The organism is Oryzifoliimicrobium ureilyticum, from assembly GCF_037199735.1.
GTDB classification, from domain to species: domain Bacteria; phylum Pseudomonadota; class Alphaproteobacteria; order Rhizobiales; family Rhizobiaceae; genus Rhizobium; species Rhizobium ureilyticus.
Genome location: NZ_JBBBVQ010000004.1, coordinates 146,674 through 163,245 on the forward strand (window position 1 = coordinate 146,674; position 16,572 = coordinate 163,245).

Consider the following 16,572-nt stretch of genomic DNA (forward strand, 5'->3'; position numbering starts at 1 on the left):
TCGCAGATAAAGGTTTCGCATGGGAAGATCGGCCGTCAGATGCCGATCTTATGGCATTTGCCTTCTGTGACATCATAGACGACGCCGAGCGGCACGAGGCTGCTTTCGGTGATGCGCAACGCCCCCTTCGCATCGATCGTGATCGTTACCACAGATCCGAGATCGCCCTTTACGGATGAAGCAGTTGCCGCGATCGTGCCATTGGCCTTGATCAGCTTGGCGTCGGCCGGCCATTCACTGATGCCGTCGACATTCGGATCGCCGCTCCATTCGAGTGTTGAGCGGGCGGGGGCGGTCTCGTCAATATGGACCTTGAGCGTCAAAGAGCCTGAGGAAGGCAGGGCGCCGGCAGCCGACGGGCCGGGCATTTTGCGTGTCGTCGCAACATTTTCGCACATGTAATCGGCTGCCAAAGCCGAGGTTGCCGCCGTCATGGCAAGGATGAAAAGAGACAGCCGGCCGATGGAAGATGGTGTATTTCGAATCATGATCATTCCCTCCTTTTTGCACGGTCATCAACACCGCGCAAAAGTGGCTCCGAGTCACGTGGAGCGATGCCCATTAGACCCGACTTTGGCTTGGATTGATACCTCTCATGATGGACGAAGGCGCCTGCGAGACGGCAAAGTCATGAAAATGACGCCGAAAAGAATGCAGAAAAGGCCAATCAAGGCGGTAGGGCTGAGCCGCTCGCCCAGAAAGAAAACGCCAAAAGCAACCCCCATCGGCACCCGCAGATAGGCCTGAGCCGTTGCTCCCACCGAACCCAAGGTTTGAACCAAGCGGAAGTAGATTGCAAAGGCGAGGGCAGTGGAAAAGACCGACAAAGCCAAGAGTGCAAGGAGAGAACGGCTTGATGGTGCAAGCGTCCAGGGATGGTCGACGATAAGGCTGATGGGGATCAGGATGGCGGCGCCGCAGATGAGCGAGCCCGCTGCCGGCATCATCGGGTCCAATCCCTTGAAATTTTTGCCGAAGATGGCCGCGCCTGCATAGGATATCGTGGCGGCGACGATGGCAAGCTGCGCCCAAAGCTCCTTGCCGATACCCTGCAGTGCTTCAACGCCGATGATGAGGCTCGTGCCGATCAAACCTGCCGTGACGCCGACAAGCTTGCGGTGCGTTACGGCTTCATGGCGAATGACGAGCGCTGTCAGCAAAAAGGTGAAGACCGGCGTCATCGAGTTCAAGATGACGGCAAGTCCCGCATCGGTTGTTTGCTCGGCCCAGGCGATCAGCGTGAAGGGAAGCACGCTGTTCATGGCCGCCTGAATGAAGAAGCGCCTCCATTGCAAAGACCCGCGCGGCAGCGACAGGCCCCGCCAGCGCAACAGCGCCAACAGCAAAAGGCCGGCAATCAAGGTGCGCGCAGCAATGAAAGTGATCGGCGGGATGGTTTCGACGCCAATCTTGATGAAGCTGTAAGAAGCACCCCAGAGCGTCGCCAAAAGGAAGAGCAATAGAAGTTCGGGGCCAAGCGTCGTGTTATCGTCCATAGGGCAGTCCATTCGATCTCGTCTTCAGATGCGTCTCGATAGCGGATGAAGCAATGAAAATGCTACGGTGAAGATCGAAGTATCGTGTTTGGGCCAGCTAGTCGCTACAGGTTCACAAAAAGGGTACCTTCACTTCAGTTCGCTTGCCTGGCGCTTTTTCATCCACCAGTCATTTTGCTGGCGCGTGTAATCCAGCAGCAGACCTTCGATTTCTTCGCATGTCGCGTGCCAGCCGCCCTTATCGATCAAATCCTGAAGCTGTCGGAGAAGCCCGATGCGCCACTCTTCGCCGGGACGCGCATAGAAGAGGCTGATCAGATTGAATCGCTTTCCAAGAACTTCGGTCGATCGCAGATGTTCCGCCATAGTGATGTGTCCTGCCGCAACGTGCGGCGCAAAACGGGCTTTCATCTGGTCTAGGATGGGCGAGCCTTCGGAGTCGGAGAAAACGGCCAGCGGCTTCAGACCGTCGAGCATCAGCGGCAGCTCGTAATTGGTATGGATCAAGTAGGGTGCGTCTCGGATCGCATGGTGCGGCTGACCAAGAACCAGGTAATCCACCGGATCTTTTTCCGCATGGCCGAAGAGCTCGTCGAAAACATAGCGCGTCTCGATGTAATCGAACTCGCAGTAGCCATGCGTTTCTGCGTCGTAGTCGAGGCCGGCCTTTCTGATGTCTGCTTGTGAGCACCTGACTTCAATAACAGGCCGGTATTCACGTTTTTGGATCTTTGTGAGGTAAATCGTTTCCATAGCGGCAGTTTAGTTCCGGTCCATGAGACGAAAGAGACGGCGCACTCTGAAGGATGCGCCGTCGGATTGACTTGCGGACCGGGTTGGCAACATGAAGAAGTTGCCGGCTCAAGTCTTATTGCAGAAGTTATGATTTCACGCGGCTCGGCCTATGCGCCGCGAATCAAAACTCTTCCCAGTTATCTTGCGCAGGGGCGGTTGCCGTTCCTGTTTTTGCACCGAAGGCCCCGGCTATGGTGCCCATCAGTTTGCGTGCCGGCGAGGGCGTGCTTCTTGACGACGGCAAGGCGGGAGCCGGCCCTGCCACGGTGCTTCGCAGTTTTGGTTGAGGGGATGCCGGGTGAATCGGACGCGGCGAAGAGGATTTTGCCGCAACGCGATGAGCGCCGCCTGCTACTGCTGACTGATGTCCCGATATCTCGAAGCTCGAAATTAACTGGAAGAGTTCTTCGGCTTCCTTCGACAGCGAATGGCTTGCCGCAGTCGATTCCTCGACCATGGCGGCGTTCTGCTGTGTGTTTTGGTCCATCATGCCGACAGCCTGATTGATCTCGTTCAGGCCGGTGGATTGCTCGCGCGCTGCCTCGACGATGCTGCGGACGTTGAAGTCGATGTCCTTTACTTGATGGACGATGCTTTCGAGAGCCTCGCCCGTCTGCGTGACAAGGTCGACGCCTGTTGCAACCTGTCCGGCCGAGCGGCCGATCAGCGTCTTGATTTCCTTGGCAGCTGTTGCCGAGCGCTGGGCAAGTTCGCGCACTTCCTGCGCGACGACAGCAAAGCCCTTTCCGGCTTCGCCGGCACGCGCCGCTTCTACGCCAGCATTAAGGGCCAGAAGGTTGGTCTGGAAGGCGATATCGTCGATGACACCGATGATGTTCGAAATCTCACCGGACGAGCGCTCGATCTCTTCCATGGCGCCGACGGCGCGGCGAACGATTTCGCCCGAACGTTCCGCTGCCCCACGTGTTTCTCCGACAAGACGGCCGGCCTCTTCGGCGCGCCGGCTTGAATCTGCCACCGTTGTCGTGATTTCTTCAAGTGCAGCGGCGGTTTCTTCGACCGAAGCTGCCTGCTGCTCGGTCCTATGAGACAGATCGCTGGCGGCGACTTTGATCTGGCTGGATCCGGCCGCGATACCTTGGGCGTTGACGGCAACCTGGCGCATCGCGTCTTCCAGCCGCGTTACCGCGCTGTTGAAATCACCGCGCACCTGGTCCAGGCGCTCTGCGAATGGCGAGGAGATGCGGTAGTTCAACTTGCCGGCGGCAAGCTGGTCGAGCCCGGTGGCGAGGCTCTCGACCGCAAAGCGCACCTGATCGGCCTCCTCGGCGCGGCGGCGTTCGTTTTCGCGGCGTTCCTGCTCGCTCAAGGCACGATTTTCTTCTGTTTCCTTCTCCAGACGACGACGTTCCAGGGCATTGTCGCGGAAGATCGCGACGGTTTTGGCCATTGCGCCAACTTCGTCGCTGCGATCAAGGCCGAAGACAGCGATTTCAGTATCGCCGTCGGCAAGCTTTTGCATCGCATTGCCGATTGCATTGAGCGGTGAGATCACACCTTTGGTAATCGTCCAGATCGAAAAGGCGGCCACGAGGGCAGCGATCGATCCGAGTATCGCGGTCACGACAAAGAGCATCGATTTCAATTCGTTGCCGGCGACAAGATTTTCCTTGGCAACGCGGATCTGCAGTTTGATCAGCTTGCCGAGAACCTCACCAACGGGATCGATGGCCTTATAAAGCTTCGTATCGACAAAGGTTGCAAGAGCGGCCTTGTCTCCCTTGTCCAGGATGGAGACCAATTCCTGGACACCCGTATCCGCCGCCTGTCTGCGGCTGACAAAGCTGTCTGCCAATTGATGCTCTTCATCCGTCAGATAGGTCGCCATATAGGCGTTCCAGTTCTTGTCGATGTCGGTGAGGGCATTACGCACACTGGCAGCGCCGTCCGTAGGCGTGATGTCGCCGGTGCGCACCTTGTGCGCAAGGTCAACGATGCTGATGGCATAGTCATCGCTGATCTCTTTCAGTTGCTGCATCGGGATCACGCGGTCCGCGACGGTCGTTTCCGCCAGTTTGGCCTGATCGCGAATGGCGATAACTGCGAAGATCGCCAGTGCGGCAATGACCGCACAAAGAAGTAAAACGCAGCTCAAAAGTTTTGTACGGATTTTCAAAATTGCCTCAATCAATAAGTCGCTGAAGAAAGCATCAGCGCCGTTGCTCGGCCCTTGTCCAATGAAGAGCTTTCCCGCTTCTACGAAGGGGCGTTTTTTTGGATGTTGCTTGACGCCGTTGTCCGCCTAAAATTGCAGCAACATCTTTGATAACTGGTTAAAAAATAGACTTTAATGCAAGACTTTAGTCTGAAAACCCCAAAATTTTATGGTGTTTACAGAGGGTTTGCGGCTATGCCGGGAAGTTGGATCTGCATGCTACTATTCGATGAAAATCGAGATGTTTGGGGATCGTTATAGTCTTTGATCGACCTATTTAACCGCCGAAATCAAAAGCAACCTTTAGAGCCGCATCCAGGTCCTCGCGCGCCTGTTGCGACAGGTACGGGCGCAGCAGGCTGGCGACTTGATTGAAACCCCAGCTAAGATGGGCGGGCCCAAGATCGCGCACGCCTTGTTGCAGGCTAAGGTAAACAGCCCAATAGGTCGAAACGATCCAGATATTTGCCAGAAGCGGTTCCCGCTCTGTATCGGGAACAGCCATCAAGCCAGCGTCCTGTGCTTTGCGGAACATATCGTCGCCGACAAGATGCATGCCGGCGCTCATGGCGAGGATGGGCTTATCGAGCGTCGGGGCTGTTGCAATGACGCCCGGAAGATCGCGAAAGAAGAAGCGATGGGCCCAGACAAGGGAAAACCAGTGGCGCAGAAATCCGGAATAGGTGGCGGGCGTTTGCGATGGCGCTTTCGATGCCATGTGGGCCAGGGCAAGCGCCTCGTCTTCGAAGCGCTCGAACAGAGCAAGAAGTAGCGATTCCTTCGTGCGAAAATGATAATAGAGATTGCCTTCGTTGATGCCGACTGCCTTGGCAATCTCGGCAGTGGTTGCCCGTTCCGGCCCGATTTCGTTGAAAAGGGCAAGACTTGCACTCAAGATGCGCTCACGCGTCTTTGGCCGCTTTAGAGGTTTCGCTTCGGAGGTTTTAGCTTTTGTCATGTCTTTCGCTCTTGAAAGCTCGACGACCCATACAAATATTCCTAAGGTATATACCTTAATTCGTCAAAGGCCATCGGTTCTTTGAGGAAAGGACTTTTCATGAATGCCCCTGTCGATCAAGCAAGCCTATCAGAGGCCTCTTATCCGCTGATCCATCGGTCCTTGCCCAGACTGTTTCTGTCGTTGATCCGCAACCCGCTTGATGCACTGCCGCCGGAAATCTTTTCACAGCCCGTGCTTTTCACGCGCGTAACAAGTGCCCTGACGGTGTATCTTGCCGATCCGGCGCTCATCCATGAGGCGCTCGTCAAAAATGCCAATTGTCTCGGCAAGGGTGAAAACGTACGCCGGGCGCTTGGACCTGCACTGGGGCAGGGACTGCTGACCGCAGATGGGCCGCACTGGAAATGGCAGCGCCAATCTGTGGCCGGCGCGTTTCGCCATGACAAGCTTCTCGATTTGCAGCCTGCGATGATTTCGATCGCCGAGCGCACGCGCGATCGTTGGCTGGCGCAGGGCGCGGGCAGGCTGGATATCGGCCATGAAATGATGCGCACTACCTTCGATATCATCGTCGAGACCATGATGTCCGGCGGACACGGAATTGATGTCGAACGCGTTGAGCGGTCGATCACCGATTACCTGAAAGCGAGCGGCTGGACCTTTGCGCTCGGGGTGATTGGCGCGCCGGAATGGACGCCTCATCCTGGCCGGCGGAAGGCGAAATCTGCTACCGCGTTCCTGCGAGAAAGCCTTGCAAGCGTCGTCGCCACGCGCCGCCTAGAACCCGTCGAGCGCCACGATCTGGTGTCGATGCTCTTGTCGGCGACCGATCCGGAAACTGGCCGTCGGATGAATGACGAAGAGGTCATCGATAACCTGATGACCTTCATCACGGCCGGGCATGAGACGACAGCGCTGGGGCTTGCCTGGACGATGCATTTGCTGGCGCGCCATCCGGACTGCGAGCGCAAGATGCTGGATGAAATAGAGACGGTAACGGAGGGCGGCCCGCTGTTGGCGGAGCATGTGGCGAAGCTCGTTTATACGAAGCAGGTCTTTAGCGAAGCGATGCGGCTTTATCCGCCGGCGCCCATCATCACGCGCACGGCGCTGGAGGAATTCACTCTTGGTCCTTATCGCATCCCACGCGACACCGTATTCTTCATTCCGATCTACGCGGTGCACCGCCACAGTCTGATCTGGGAGGAGCCCGATCGTTTCGATCCGGATCGCTTCGCACCGCAGGCGGTGAAGAGCCGACATCGTTATGCCTATATGCCCTTCGGCGCTGGCCCGCGGGTGTGCATCGGCAATGCATTTGCATTGATGGAGGCGGTTGCAATCCTGGCCGTTCTCATGCGTCAGTTCAAACTCGACAACGTGAAGCATGGCTCACCAAAGCCCTTGATGAAGGTGACGTTGAGGCCGGGCGAGCCGCTCTACATGAATGTGTCCGAACGCTAGCGCGCCGTGGATTCGAACGGATACACAAAGGACGCGCGAACACTTTGAATCTGCGCACCAGGCTTCCTGAAAATCGATTCCGATTTTCAGGAAGCCTGGTGCCGTAGACCATCTTCGCATACATTTCTCTGTCAACAGGGCAGCGTAAAATCTCGCATTTTACTGCAGATGCTTTCCGACTTTTACGGCACTGCGTACTCAAAGAATTGCACGCAAGCCGCGATTGGACGAGCGGATTTGCTTTTATAATGACTATCGGCGGACGGGAAAAACCTCGTCTACGGCGCGAGGGCAGCCGTTCAACCCGGGCGGCAGCTATGCAAAATTTCTGAACCGTGGACGATATTACTTCACTGGGAACAATCGCGTTCGTAATCTGGCGCGGCCTAAAGCTATTGCGGGTAGGCGAGATCAAGAGGCAGACATGTTCCTTAACGGAAATTATCCACAGGGAGGTGTCTCGCCTATTCCGCGAAACGGAAAAACACAGCCGCCCTGGGATGACGTTAAATTGGATAACTAGATGTTTAGAAGTCGATCAATTTTAAGAGTTTTGCTTGCAGCATCTTTAATAGTCGTTCTGCCCGTTGCTGCGAGTCCTCAGAGTGAGAACCTTGCTCAAAGCGACTTATCATTGTTGACCTCTAAGGCAGAAGGCGGCGACGCCGAAGCCCAGTTTCAGCTGGGTGAAGCTTATCGTATGGCAAAGGAGTCGCAAATGACGATATAAAGGCGCTTGAATGGTATAAGAAGGCAGCCGTTCAAGGGAGTCCGTCCGCTCAATTTGCGGTCGGTGCAATGTATCTCAATGGCTTTGACGGTGTGAGGGAAAATAACGATGAAGCCGTCAAGTGGCTGACCAAGGCTGCTGAGCAAAACCATCGAGAGGCAGCAAAGTTACTCGGTAGCATTTACGAAAACGGGGTAATTGCTCCGGCAGATCAGGTTAAATCTACGCGTTGGTATCTTCAGGCCGCAAAGCAAGGCGATATCGCCTCTCAATATGCAGTTGGAATGCACTATTTGGAGGGGAATGGTGTAGAAAAAGATCCCGCAAAAGGTGCATCGTGGATACTAAAGGCGGCGCAACAAGACCTTCCTGATGCCCAAACGGAAATGCAGAATCTTTATGAAGAAGGAATTGGCGTAAAAAGGAACATTAAGGCCGCTCGATTTTGGAAGAAGAAGGCAGAAGAAACAGCGTCAGAGCTTGAAAAAGCAGATTAGTTTTTGATTCCTGTCATCCGTTCAGAGGTTATCTTTCGACAAGCACTTCGTGCGAAACAGCGATTTGAACGAAGACATCCGCCAATTGTGATTAAGCACTGAAGTCCGACCCCTTTCGGCGCGAAAGACTGACCGCGGTTAGTCCAGGTTAACACGCTGATCAGTTTGCCGTTTCTTCCGTGTGGCGGTGGTCAGCCTTCGGCGCCGATGGTGGGGTCAAATGCCAAGCCAAAACACAGACAGGAAAAGCGATGAAATTGAAATCGATGTTCCGAGTGGGGCGGAATATGACATATATTTTCGCGGCGGAACTCGAATCCGAGTTGAGCGGCCTGTTGGATCAGTGACATTTTCAAACGTCGCGGCGCAATGATCTCTGACCGTGGGTTGAGGCAATGTTTTGCACGCGCCACAGCCTTTTAAGCTTCAGGAAGCCTGGATCATGTGTTACCGCAGGTCGTGTTAAAGGATCGAAAATGATCCTTCCGAGCTGGTTCTGGAATTTGAACCGATAAGACAGGTGGCTTTCGGCTTTTGAGAGACTGTGCGCGGAAGTTCTGAGTTCCTCTGGCCGCCCAAGCATGGACTCCCGTTTCTCTGGCATAGGCGTCTGCGTTAATTAATTTCAGTTGCATTTTTAGTGTGCAGCGCACAATATGCGCGGCTTTCTACGGAGGCATCTATGTCTGAAAAAGGCGAAGCGGCCCGCATCGGTTGTCTCGACGGGCTTCGCGGATTGGCTGCGCTTTGGGTGCTTGTTGGCCATGCTCATATTCTGACGGGGTTTCATCTCCCCGTGATCGGCGATCCTGATCTTGGCGTCGATCTTTTCATCATGCTGTCGGGCTTCCTGATGGTTTTTCACTACCAGTTGCGCGAGGCCAAGGAGCCTTGGCTGGAGCCGGAAACCTGGAAAAAGTTTTGGTTGCGGCGCTTTTTCCGCATCGCGCCGCTTTATTACGTTCTGCTTGTCGCCGCCTTTGCGCTGGGGCCGATGCTATACGATGCGCGGATGGTGATCGATCATTTCAACGGTGTTCCACAGCAGGCCGCGTCACGTTACATCGATGGAAGCTTCCAGAACTTCCTGGCGCATGAGACATTTTTCTTTGGCCTCATCCCGACCTATTCCTTCAGCACGCCGTTGCCGGACTGGAGCATCGGGCTTGAAATGCAGTTTTACGTGGCGCTGCCGTTCATGATGATCCTAGTCAAGCGCCTGCTATGGTTCACGGCAATCGCCGCTTCCGTCGCGCTGGCCGCCGGTATCTGTATCGTGATGCGGCTCGCGCATATTTCCTTTCCGATGCCAACCTTCCTGCCGCTTAAATGGCATGTTTTCGCTGTCGGCATGCTCTGCGCGGCCGCGCTGTCGATGGACCGGCGGGGATTGATGGCGAGCCTTGCGGTCAGCCTGATCCTCATCCTGTCGCCGATCGGTGGACAGGAAGGCCTCAAGCATGAGGTTGTGCGGGTAGGCCTCGTGCTTGTTCTCTTCTCACTCATCCATCACCGACGCCTGCCGAGTATCGTCTCGACAACTGTCGGGCGTGTTTCGGATGAACTCGGGAACCGGTTCTTCCACCGGCTGGGCGAGTTGTCCTTCGGGGCTTACCTCATTCATCTTCTCATCATGCAGCCGGTGATCGCGTTTCTCATCACGCATTTCACCTTCAGCAATCACATGCGCTTTGCCATCGCATTGCTGGCGACGGTTCCGGTCGTTTATTTCCTGTCGTGGCTTGGCTATCTGTTCGTGGAAATACCGGGGCAGAAGCTCGGACGGGCCCTGACGCGACCGACTGTGACTGCGGCCAGATAGTGCGCGCCATCAGGCGCCGCTGAGGTCGGTCCGTGCGAGAAGCTTTGCCAGCCAATCGACGAAGACGCGCACTTTATTGCTGAGATGGCGGTTCGGCGGATAGACGACGTAAAGGGGAATGGTTTCAAGCTGCCATTCCGGCAGAAGTCTGCACAGGGCGCCCTTGGCAATGGCTTCGCGCGCCATGAAGCTACCTGCCAGGCCTATTCCGAGGCCTGCACTAATCGCGACCATATAGCTGCGTGCATCATTGACAGATAAGAGGCCGCGCGGGTTGATCGAGATTGTCTCCTCGCCGCGGATGAAGTCGAAAGAAAAGGATCGCCCTGTCTGGGCGTGGAAATAGCCAATGCATTTATGATCACGTTCGAGATCGCTCGGATGCTGAGGCGCGCCGTGGCGGGCAATATATTCGGGTGTAGCGCAGGCCGTGAGCCCGAGTTCGGCGACGCGCCTTGCAATCAGCGAATGGTCGGCCGGCGCGCCGCCACGCAATGCACAGTCGACATTCTCGGCGAGATAATCCACTGTGCGGTCGCCGACGCCGAGATCGATATGGATATCCGGGTATTTTTCGTAAAAGTCGCCCAACGCCGGGATTAGGATGAGTTCAGCCATGACGGAGGACATTTCCACGCGCAGTCGTCCGCTTGGCAGGCTTTGCGAATTGGAAAGGCTTGCGTCGAGTTCGTCGACCTCGCTGACGATCTGAGCTGCGCGCTCGTAATAAAGTGCACCGTCTGTCGTCACCATGACGCGGCGCGTCGTACGGTTGAGCAGCTTAGTGCTAAGATGCGCTTCCAGACCCTGGATCAAATTGGTGACGGTGGCTTTCGGCAGTCCAAGGGTTGTTGCGGCGCGCGTGAAGTTGCCGGTTTCCACCACGCGCAGGAATGCACGCATTGCCGATAACTGATCCATGATTCACCTTACGCTCTTCGCAATGCGGTATTATTCGAATATTCGAACAGTGTAATCGCATTTGGCCCGCTTATTCCACTGAGTGAATAACAGTATGTTTTTCCACACAAGGCAAGAGTGTTTTCGAATTTCTTGCCAGTTGGAAGGGCAGGCCGATGGCGGTCGAGATTAAGGATATGATGCTGGACAAGGTGGCCGCTGGCCCCGTGGCTGCGCGTGCCTATCTCGGCGCTGATTATGTCAAGGGTCCACCGGTCGTCCTTTATTTTCGCAGCGGCGCTTTTGTCGATTATCGTGTCGATATTGAATGCCGCGCAGCAGAAACCATGGCTTCTACCGGTGCGATTGTGGTCATGGCAGATTACGGCACTTTGTCGGGCGGGGTTTTCCCGAAGGCGCTCGAGGTTTCCTTCTCGGTCCTCAGCTATTTCGTGAACAAGCGCGCCAACAAGCCGGTCGGGCTGGGCGATAAGAAGTCGCCGCTCTTTCTGGCGGGAACAGAGGCGGGTGGAAATATCGCCGCGGGCGTGGCGTTGAAGGCTCGGGATGCATTTCCTGGTGTCGTTGGCGGCCAGATCCTGATGTCGCCGATGGTCGATCCCTTTATGGGAACGGCGTCGGTCCGCCATGCCGATGAGATTGGGATGCGCGCGCGCTGGTCGGAAGGCTGGAGTCACTATCTCGGCGCGGCCGGTTGTCACCCTTACGCGGCACCTTGCATGTGCTCAAGAATTTCGGGCGTTGCGCCCGCCCTCGTCATGACAAGCGCGGACGATCCGCTCAAGGACGAGACGATCAGCTATGCCGACAAGCTTCGTGCCGCCGGTGTTGAAGTTTTCCAGCAGATCCTTCCCGTCGGGACCGGCTGGCCATCCATCTATGGCGGTGCGGTGCAGGGCAGCACTGGGGAATGGCCGGGTCTTCTCGGTCAGCATTTTGAGGGTTTTGTAAAACATATCGGCGATCGGCCGAGTACGGGTTGATCTCAATCTGATGTTTGGCGGTTCCCCAAGGACCGCAAGGAGAGTAGCAATGACTTTGACAGCAAAGCGCCGGGCCCTGTGGGGCGCCGGTTTGGGGTTGGTTGCGGCCGTTTCAGCGGCGAGCCTGTTTATCGAGATACCGTTCGGCATCGAAAAAACCGTTGCGGCTGAACAAGCCGCGCCACCGGCCATGCCGGTCACCGTCACCATTGCCAAGGCGCGCGACGTGCGCAGCTGGGACGAGTTCTCCGGCCGGCTCGAAGCGGTCGATCGGGTGCAGGTGCGCCCACGGGTCGCCGGTGCGGTCCAGTCCGTTCACTTCCGGGAAGGGGCCCTTGTAAAGTCGGGCGATCTTCTCTTTACCATCGATCCGGCTCCTTACGAGGCAACCCTTGCCGCAGCACAGGCCCAGGTTGCCTCGGCTGAAGCCAAGCTGGCTCTCGCAAAGACCGAGCTTGATCGCGGCATGCGGCTTTCGGAAGGCAAGACCATTTCGCAGAGCGATCTGGACCAGCGCCAAAGCACTTATACGGAAGCGCAGGCAAGCCTTCGCAATGCCCAGGCCGCGCAGCGCAGCGCCGAACTCGACCTCGGCTATACCAAGGTCTACGCGCCGGTTTCCGGCCGCGTCGGCAAGATTGAGGTTACAGTCGGCAATCTGGTTGCTGCCGGTTCGGCATCGCCAGCCTTGACGACGCTGGTTTCGGTCGATCCGATCTATGCGAGCTTCAACGCCAGCGAAGAGACCGTTTCCAAGGCGCTGGCCACCTTGCCGGCATCCAACGGTCCGCTGCCGGAACTCGATGCCATTCCGGTGGAAGCCGGCACGCTTTCCGATGAAGGCACGCCGGTCAAAGGCAAGCTGCAATTCATCGACAATCAGGTCGATGCATCCAGCGGTACCATCGGCGTTCGGGCTGTCTTCGACAATCCGGGCGGCAGGCTGATCCCCGGTCAGTTCGTGCGGGTTCGCATGGGCCAGCCGAAGGAAGAAAAGCGCATCATGATTACCGAGCGCGCCATCGGCACGGACCAGGACAAGAAATTCGTCTTCGTCGTCGATGCGGATAACAAGGCGAACTACCGTCCTGTTACGCTCGGCATCGGCATCAATGGCGAGCGCGCCGTCGAAAGCGGGCTGAAGGAAGGCGACAAGGTCGTCGTCAACGGCCTGCAGCGGGTTCGTCCAGGAGCGGTCGTCGTTCCGCAGATGGAAGAAAAGGTAGCTGCCGCAAACTAGCGGCTGCTCTTCAATCCCCTTCGTCTTGAGAAGGGCTGCATAGGATCAAGGCCCGTAGCGGCTGACGATCAGGCATTGCATCGCATACCAGGGACGGATCGGGAACGGCGTCGAATAAACCACGCCGCGCCCGGCTTCTTCCACCATTACCTTTTGTCTCCGGTGGCTCTGATGAGCACCGGGCCGGGACCTCGCATCCCGGGTTCTATGGAGAGGGCACATCCATGAACATTTCGCGTTTCTTTATCGATAGACCGGTTTTTGCCGGCGTCCTATCAGTTCTCATTGTCGTGGCAGGCTTGCTTGGCCTGCGTTCGCTGCCGATTTCGGAGTATCCCGAGGTTGTGCCGCCGTCGATCGTCGTCCGCGCCACCTATCCCGGCGCCAACCCTAAGGTCATTGCAGAAACTGTCGCAACGCCGCTTGAAGAGCAGATCAACGGCGTTGAGGGCATGATCTATATGGGCAGTCAGGCGACGTCCGACGGCGTCATGACGCTGACCGTGACCTTTAAGCTGGGTACCGATCCCGACAAGGCACAGCAGCTGGTGCAAAACCGTGTCTCGCAGGCCGAGCCGCGCCTGCCGGAGGAAGTTCGCAGCCTTGGCATCACCACGGTAAAGAGCTCGCCTGACCTGATGATGGTCGTGAACCTCATTTCGCCCGATGGCAGCTATGACATCACCTACTTGCGCAACTATGCAGTGTTGAACATCAAGGACCGTCTGGCACGTATTGACGGCGTCGGCCAGGTGCAGGTTTTCGGCTCGGGCGACTATTCCATGCGCGTTTGGGTCGATCCGCAAAAGGCCGCAGAACATGGTCTGGCAGCAAGCGACATTTCCGACGCGATCCGCCAGCAGAACGTGCAGGCCGCAGCCGGCATCATCGGCCAATCGCCGAGCAACAATGGCATCGACCTGCAGCTTAACGTCAATGCGCAAGGCCGTCTGACGACACCGGAAGAATTCGGCAATATCATCGTAAAGGCGGGCGAAAACGGCGCCATCACAAGGCTACGCGACGTTGCTCGCGTCGAACTCGGCGCAGCCGATTATTCGCTGCGCTCGCTTCTGGACGGGAAGAGTGCGGTCGCCGTTCCGGTCTTCCAGTCGCCAGGCTCGAACGCGATCAACATTTCGGATGCCGTCGTCAAGACGATGAACGAACTGCAGACCGCAATGCCCGCAGGCGTGAAGTATGAGATCGTCTACGACACCACGCAATTCGTGCGCGCCTCGATCGAGAAGGTGGTCGATACCCTCCTCGAAGCCGTTGCTCTCGTCGTGATCGTCGTCATCCTCTTCCTGCAGACATGGCGGGCATCCATCATCCCATTGATCGCCGTTCCGGTTTCGATCATCGGTACCTTCGGGATCATGTATGCCTTCGGCTTTTCGATCAATGCACTCAGCCTGTTCGGTCTGGTTCTTGCCATCGGTATCGTCGTTGACGATGCGATCGTGGTGGTCGAGAATGTGGAGCGCAATATCGAAAACGGGTTGTCGCCACGCGCTGCAACTTATAAGGCCATGCGCGAGGTCTCCGGGCCGATCGTCGCAATCGCGCTGGTGCTGACGGCGGTCTTCGTTCCGCTTGCCTTCATCACGGGTCTGTCCGGCCAGTTCTACCGGCAGTTCGCCTTGACGATCGCGATCTCGACCGTGATCTCCGCCTTCAACTCGCTGACCCTTTCTCCGGCACTTGCTGCCCTTCTTCTGAAGGGTCACGATCAGCCGAAGGATTGGCTGACCCGCAGCATGGACTTCCTCCTTGGCTGGTTCTTCCGTGGGTTCAACCGTGCATTCGGGGCAGCCTCGCACGGTTATGGCAAGGGCGTCGGCGGTCTCGTTGGGCGCAAGAGCATTATCATGGTGCTCTACCTTGGGCTTGTCGCCGCGACCTATGGCCTCTTCACGACAGTGCCGGGCGGCTTCGTGCCGGCGCAGGACAAGCAGTACCTCATCGGGTTTGCCCAGCTTCCCGACGCAGCCAGCCTCGACCGCACTGAAGACGTCATCAAGCGGATGAGCGATATTGCCTTGAAGACACCGGGCGTGGCGCATGCCATTGCTTTCCCGGGCCTGTCGATCAACGGCTTTACCAATTCCTCGAATGCCGGCGTCGTCTTCGTTGCGCTCAAGCCTTTCGAGGAGCGCAAGACGCCGGATCTGTCGGGTGGGGCGATCGCGCTCAAACTCAACCAGGAATTCGGTGCAATCCAGGATGCCTTCATCGCCATGTTCCCGCCACCCCCGGTACAGGGCCTCGGGACGACGGGCGGCTTCAAGCTGCAGCTCGAAGATCGCGCCGGTCTCGGCTATAAGGCCCTGGACGATGCCAACAAGGCATTCCTGGCCAAAGCCTACCAGACACCTGAACTGGCCGGGCTCTTCTCAAGCTATCAGATCGGTGTGCCTCAGCTTTATGCCGATCTGGACCGTGCCAAGGCAGAACAGCTTGGCGTGTCGGTGACGGATGTCTTCAACACGCTGCAGATCTATCTCGGTTCGCTTTACGTCAATGACTTCAATGCATTCGGCCGCACTTACAGCGTGCGTGTGCAGGCAGATGCGAAGTTCCGCTCGCATTCGGAGGACATTGCAAAGCTTAAGGTGCGTTCGGCCTCCGGTCAGATGATCCCGCTCTCGGCGCTGATGAAAGTCGATGCCACGACCGGCCCTGAGCGCGTCAACCGCTACAACGGCTTCCTGGCCGCCGATATCAATGGGGGGCCGGCACCCGGGTTCTCCTCGGGCCAGGCACAGGCCGCCGTTGAAAAGATCGCAGCCGATCTGCCAAAGGGTATTGGATATGAATGGACAGATCTGACCTATCAGCAGATTCTCGCCGGTAATTCGAGTTACATCGTATTCCCGCTCGCTCTTCTGTTGGTCTTCCTGGTACTGGCTGCGCAGTATGAAAGCCTTGCCCTTCCTGTGGCGATCATCCTGATCGTTCCCATGGGTGTGCTGGCCGCTCTCACAGGCGTCTGGCTGACGGGTGGGGATAACAACATCTTCACGCAGATCGGCCTTATCGTTCTGGTCGGACTGTCGGCGAAGAACGCCATCCTGATCGTGGAATTTGCCCGCGAACTGGAATTCGAAGGGCGTACGCCACGGGAAGCCGCCATCGAGGCGAGCCGTCTTCGGTTGCGCCCGATCCTGATGACTTCGGCCGCGTTCATCATGGGCGTCGTGCCTCTCGTCACCTCAACCGGCGCGGGCGCTGAAATGCGTGCCGCCATGGGTGTCGCGGTGTTCTCAGGTATGATCGGCGTCACACTGTTCGGCATCTTCATGACGCCCGTCTTTTATGTGCTGGTTCGCCGGCTCTCAGGCAATCGTCCTCTCGTCAATCACACCCATGTTGACGAGCCGGAAGTGGTGCATGAGCCGGAAAGCCCGCGCATGGCTGCCGAGTAACTTTCCCCCCACTCGGTGCCTTGCGTGATCCGGTTGTTGCCCTCGGCCGGATCACGCTT

The 16,572-nt window shown here is 57.1% G+C and carries 11 protein-coding genes and 1 pseudogene; 6 read left to right on the forward strand and 6 right to left on the reverse strand.

Annotated features, from left to right (window positions below):
• Positions 1-35 precede the first annotated feature (35 nt).
• The 5 genes from VQ830_RS07990 to VQ830_RS08010 all read right to left on the reverse strand — a co-directional run bounded on the left by VQ830_RS07990 (position 36) and on the right by VQ830_RS08010 (position 5,425).
• A complete protein-coding gene (locus VQ830_RS07990) occupies positions 36-488 on the reverse strand; it encodes a hypothetical protein (protein WP_337267554.1) in 453 nt (150 codons plus the stop codon).
• Positions 489-593: 105 nt separating this feature from the next.
• Positions 594-1,496 (reverse strand): DMT family transporter, encoded by a 903-nt coding sequence (locus VQ830_RS07995; protein ID WP_337267555.1) that lies wholly within the window; start codon positions 1,494-1,496, stop codon positions 594-596.
• A 129-nt stretch (positions 1,497-1,625) separates the two neighbouring features.
• Positions 1,626-2,249, reverse strand: coding sequence for a hypothetical protein (locus VQ830_RS08000; protein ID WP_337267556.1), 624 nt, complete (start codon positions 2,247-2,249; stop codon positions 1,626-1,628).
• Between the two features lie 163 nt (positions 2,250-2,412).
• Positions 2,413-4,428 carry a HAMP domain-containing methyl-accepting chemotaxis protein gene (locus VQ830_RS08005; RefSeq protein WP_337267557.1) on the reverse strand — a complete coding sequence of 672 codons (2,016 nt, stop codon included), beginning with the start codon at positions 4,426-4,428 and terminating at the stop codon, positions 2,413-2,415.
• 316 nt (positions 4,429-4,744) lie between these two features.
• Complete coding sequence (locus VQ830_RS08010) at positions 4,745-5,425, reverse strand: TetR/AcrR family transcriptional regulator (protein WP_337267558.1); 681 nt, start codon at positions 5,423-5,425, stop codon at positions 4,745-4,747.
• Positions 5,426-5,524: 99 nt separating this feature from the next.
• On the opposite strand from VQ830_RS08010, the gene VQ830_RS08015 reads away from it, so the two are divergent.
• The 3 genes and pseudogenes from VQ830_RS08015 (at position 5,525) to VQ830_RS08025 (ending at position 9,941) form a co-directional block, all read left to right on the forward strand.
• Entirely contained in the window at positions 5,525-6,892 is a 1,368-nt protein-coding gene (locus VQ830_RS08015) for a cytochrome P450 (RefSeq protein WP_337267559.1), read from the forward strand.
• Positions 6,893-7,597: 705 nt separating this feature from the next.
• Positions 7,598-8,119, forward strand: a pseudogene (locus VQ830_RS08020) (tetratricopeptide repeat protein); the annotation flags it as partial.
• Positions 8,120-8,801: 682 nt separating this feature from the next.
• A complete protein-coding gene (locus VQ830_RS08025) occupies positions 8,802-9,941 on the forward strand; it encodes an acyltransferase family protein (RefSeq protein ID WP_337267560.1) in 1,140 nt (379 codons plus the stop codon).
• Between the two features lie 9 nt (positions 9,942-9,950).
• Here VQ830_RS08025 and VQ830_RS08030 read toward each other — a convergent pair whose 3' ends face one another.
• A complete protein-coding gene (locus VQ830_RS08030) occupies positions 9,951-10,862 on the reverse strand; it encodes a LysR family transcriptional regulator (protein ID WP_337267561.1) in 912 nt (303 codons plus the stop codon).
• Between the two features lie 155 nt (positions 10,863-11,017).
• Here VQ830_RS08030 and VQ830_RS08035 point away from each other — a divergent pair, with 155 nt between their 5' ends.
• The 3 genes from VQ830_RS08035 (at position 11,018) to VQ830_RS08045 (ending at position 16,513) form a co-directional block, all read left to right on the forward strand.
• Positions 11,018-11,845, forward strand: a complete 828-nt coding sequence (locus tag VQ830_RS08035) for an alpha/beta hydrolase fold domain-containing protein (protein ID WP_337267562.1) — start codon at positions 11,018-11,020, stop codon at positions 11,843-11,845.
• Between the two features lie 49 nt (positions 11,846-11,894).
• On the forward strand, positions 11,895-13,085 hold the full coding sequence (locus VQ830_RS08040) for an efflux RND transporter periplasmic adaptor subunit (RefSeq protein WP_337267563.1): 1,191 nt from the start codon (positions 11,895-11,897) through the stop codon (positions 13,083-13,085).
• A 224-nt stretch (positions 13,086-13,309) separates the two neighbouring features.
• Positions 13,310-16,513 (forward strand): efflux RND transporter permease subunit, encoded by a 3,204-nt coding sequence (locus tag VQ830_RS08045; protein WP_337267564.1) that lies wholly within the window; start codon positions 13,310-13,312, stop codon positions 16,511-16,513.
• Positions 16,514-16,572 lie beyond the last annotated feature (59 nt).